Origin of the sequence: Mesobacillus subterraneus (assembly GCF_023715485.1) — a bacterium.
GTDB lineage: Bacteria > Bacillota > Bacilli > Bacillales > Cytobacillaceae > Mesobacillus > Mesobacillus subterraneus_B.
The window spans coordinates 1-4,086 of record NZ_JAMBOF010000035.1 but is presented as its reverse complement, the minus strand read 5'-3'; the positions used below and the strand labels follow the sequence as shown (position 1 = coordinate 4,086).

Sequence of the window (4,086 nt, the reverse complement as noted above, 5' to 3'; positions counted from 1 at the left end):
TCCTGCATTTTAAACTTCATAGTAAGGGTTCCTCCTAAGTTTGAGTTAGAGTCGTGTCTTACTCATATCTTACTGAGGAGCCCTATTTTTTTCAAAGCTCAAAAATAGCGATCTACAGGAATGCTAAACTGCATCGTTTGTTCAATAAGGAATTCAACAAAAACTATCATAGTTTATTAAAAACCTTTCAAGATTATTTAAAATAACCTGGGATTTTAACGAGAACATAATTCCCAGTCCACATTTGAGTGGTGGCAATTAATCTCCTTCCGTCTTTTTCAAAGAACAGACCAGCACCATCTTTTTCTTTAAATTCCCATCCATTTGAACCAATCATTTGTTTTATATTTTCATCAGCAATCGATACACCTTTGTTCTCAATACTTGTGATATACCAAATAGAATCGCCTTCTACTGCAATTTCTGCTATTTTACTTTCTGATTCTTTTAGTTTATCAATTGCTTCTTTTGCTGATAAATTCTCTATTGGAAGGGAGGGATAGTATAATTTATTTTCAAATCTGAACACAGCTATAATAACTATTGCTATACCTAGTATAAATCCAACCTTTTTCATCTAATTACCCCCTTATTGGGTTCAAACCAAGGTATTTTATAGATCCGTTCTTCTACTAAACTGCACCTTTAGTTGAAGAAACTTAATAGACCTAATGTCTTACCATTACCTTCCATTAGAGCTCCGCAATGGTAATTACCCGACTCATACACTTTTAGTAATTCTTTAAAAAAGCTGACTTCAGTTTCTTTTATGCTAATTGAACTTTCCATAATTGCATTTACAATATCCCATTTTACACAATCAATAAAAACTTGATCTAGTCTGTTCTGTTCCTTTATGAACCCGTAAAATTTCTGTAGAACCTAAATTCGCTGGTGAATTAGCAGCACAATTAGTTTATAATCATTTTACTTATTTTTATAGAATTCTATAAACATAATCCATTCTTCTTTTTCAAAAGTTGTTATTAACGGTTTTTTGTTATTGAACACATAGTATACCGGGAGAGCAGCTGCAGTTAAGCCTCTTAAACCCGGAAACTCCTTCTTGACTCCCTCAAGATCATCACGAACTTCGAATGTATTAAGCAATCCCTTCGTTTCAGGGTCGGAATCGGTTAATTCTTTTTCTCCGGGGGGGACGACCGCAAGGACCCTGATTTCCCCATCCCTTGGTGCCAGCAGGCCTATATAAGGTGGCTTTGGAACAGCCTGCAAGTACTGGATCATTTGCGCTTTATCCTTTGTAGTAAAAGCCAGGTCTTCATTATTGAACACAAAGTACACAGGAATGATTGAAGGTGCCCAACTACTTAACCCTGAGAACTCTTCTTTGACAAACTCAATATCATCGTATATTTCAAACTTTTCAAGCGTTTTTTTCACTTCAGCAGGCAAATCATAGTTTGCGCCTTCTCCTGATGGAACAACCGCCATAGCTGTAAGTGCTCCTTCTTTTTTTGCCAGCATGTCTCCATAATAATTCTGTTCCACGTTCAGCTTCAAATAATATGAAACAGAGTCATTTTTCCATTCCGCATTGATAATTAAATAGACAATTCCCCAGCTTTTATGGCTGTAAGGTATAGGAAAACCCTCCAGGTAATCGTAATCGGTTTGCTCTTTTGAAAAGCTGTCCCATTCACTGATTGTTATTTTTTTTGGCTGGCTGCCTTCTGGAAAGGCGATTGTCAGGATGTTATCTTCCTTTACCTTATCAGCAGGCAGGCCTGCGAGCATCTCTACTGGATTTTCAGTACTCTTCTTTGAGCCGCGCCAGTCATATGGCCCTGGATGAGCTTTGATGGAAACGCCTTCAACAGAAATATTCGGAATCGGAGGCTCTTCTTCTTTATAAATCTTATATTTGTCCAGAGCAAACAGGATCAGAAACAAAATCACAAAGCTGGTGCCATACATTAACATTTTCTTTTTCATATGAAGCTCCTATCTATCATGACGGAATAAATTCGATAATCAATTCGCAATCACCTTTTCTCTGGCTGTAATAAATTCGGTTGATCCTGCAATCTGGTTCGCGGTATGTTGGAAAAATAATTTTAAGGTAAAGCCGAAATCTGCATAATTTACTGCGAAATAAAGAATCCCGGCGACTGCCGAGGCTTGGAAACGTGAAAAGGATGCACATCCATTTTTGCCCGCGTCGAATGAGCTTCACTGCTATACTTTTTTTAGTAAACGCTTTGTTAAACTTGGCTGTTGTTTTCCGCTCCCCTACAATACTCTTCTTCAACATAACTGCATCGTTAGCTCAATAAGAATATTCAACAAAAAAGGCCGTTAATCCTCCTGGATCAACGCACCCGAATATTAATCGAGAAATTTAAATGTAGCGTATTTTCCTTTTTCAATGATTGCTTTATATTCTTTACTTCCGTTCTTTTCTTCTAATAAGGATTTCATTTTTTCATAACTGTGATTATAATGCCTCTTATTATTGAATCCTGACACTCGTATTGTGGGATGGTCCAATATTGGTTGCAGGTTGCCGTCCAAGATATTAGTTTCATAAGGTGAGAATTCAATTAATTTAGGGAAGTTATTCAAAAAAGATAAATCCTCTATATTTCCGCACGAAAATAGACGAAGAACACGAAGGTTTTTTAGTGCCATTAAATCTTTACCAGGGACAAATTTCTTTGATTGTTCAATCTCAAGAATTTCCAAGGTATCCGATAAACCAGCTAATCCACAGTCACTCGATAATCTTGTACAATAGTGTAAATCAAGACGTTTTAAATCTAATAGTTTCTCTATCCCAGTGAAATCTTGTATATTCGACCAATTTAATTGTAAATAACGTAGTCTTTCAGGAAAATCACTAAAATTTCCTATCTTATTTTTTTTGTGATGCCAAAGAACTAAATACTTAATATCACGATTAATCTGTTGTAATGTCAGCTTTTCATTCTTGAAATTAATAAAAGTATAATTATTTTCAGGGATTTCCTCGAACCACATTGTATTGTATCTCCAGTAATCCATCTAGTTCTCCCTCTTTTAAATGTTATTGAACTAAACTGCCCCTTTAGTACAAATAGAAAAGCTGCCACAATGACAGCTTTGATTCTATTTATCGACCCTCTTTGAAAATATTCTTAAATACTTCAAATACATCAATGATTAATGGAATAGCACAGGTAACACAAATAAATAATCCAAGATAACGAAAGACTGCTTCGTTATCATCCATCAAATAAAAGACACCGGGTATGGGGGCGAATAATAATACCAATCCAATAATAAATCCATAAAAAAGTGCTCTCTGTCTATCCACTATCAATTTCCCTCTAATCATAAATTATTTTTCATTCTATGATATTCTCCTTTTTTCGGAAAAATCCTTCTTCAACAAAACTGCCCCGTTAGTGGAACAAAAGCTATCCACTATGGATTTCAAAACAAAAGTATCCAAAAGGTAAATGCCCTTCTTTTAAGTTCATTTCCAATTTTGCAATATCCATCATTTTGAGTAAAAGTTCATTTAAAGTATCTTTATATTTTTGAAGAGCATTTTTAAAATAATCTACATCATTTTTTTGGCATAAAGGATAAAGTATCGCCCCTAGTCTCAAGTCACTAAGTGCTCTCGGTGTATCAATGGGGTCAAGACATTCTAAGATATGCATTTCTTGAATCTTTTCGTCAAACCAATCTCTACATTCTATAAAAAACATATATTCCTCAAATTCGATTTGCCTATCCAAAAGTTCGTTTATATAAAATGGTGTAATTCTAATGTATTCAGTTGTTGAACTAGAACCTATAATTTCGTCTAATATACTTTTTAACCCTGTAATGGTCGGATAGTATCTATACTTTCCGTTGTAGTAAGCAGTGTTATTGTAAATGATTTCATTAATCTTTCCTCTACTTTTCTTTAATATGTGACCCACCTGCTTTCTGGCTATTTCAGTCCTTGTTCAACTCCCTCAGTTTAATACGGTTTACTCACGAATGCTCGCTTATTCGCAGGATTTCATCCTCCATGGATATATATTTCTAAATTAAAAGGAGTGGATTCTGGACAAATGGCTACGTGAAGAC

At 35.1% G+C, this 4,086-nt stretch carries 4 protein-coding genes; all 4 read right to left on the bottom strand.

The features are described from left to right. Positions 1-193: 193 nt before the first annotated feature. A complete protein-coding gene (locus tag M3204_RS23380) occupies positions 194-577 on the bottom strand; it encodes a hypothetical protein (protein ID WP_251489017.1) in 384 nt (127 codons plus the stop codon). A 350-nt stretch (positions 578-927) separates the two neighbouring features. Continuing rightward, on the bottom strand, positions 928-1,956 hold the full coding sequence (locus M3204_RS23375; protein ID WP_251489016.1) for a hypothetical protein: 1,029 nt from the start codon (positions 1,954-1,956) through the stop codon (positions 928-930). Positions 1,957-2,349: 393 nt separating this feature from the next. Then, positions 2,350-3,024 (bottom strand): hypothetical protein, encoded by a 675-nt coding sequence (locus M3204_RS23370; protein WP_251489015.1) that lies wholly within the window; start codon positions 3,022-3,024, stop codon positions 2,350-2,352. 395 nt (positions 3,025-3,419) lie between these two features. Next, a complete protein-coding gene (locus M3204_RS23365; protein ID WP_251489014.1) occupies positions 3,420-3,935 on the bottom strand; it encodes a hypothetical protein in 516 nt (171 codons plus the stop codon). Between the last annotated feature and the right edge of the window lie 151 nt (positions 3,936-4,086).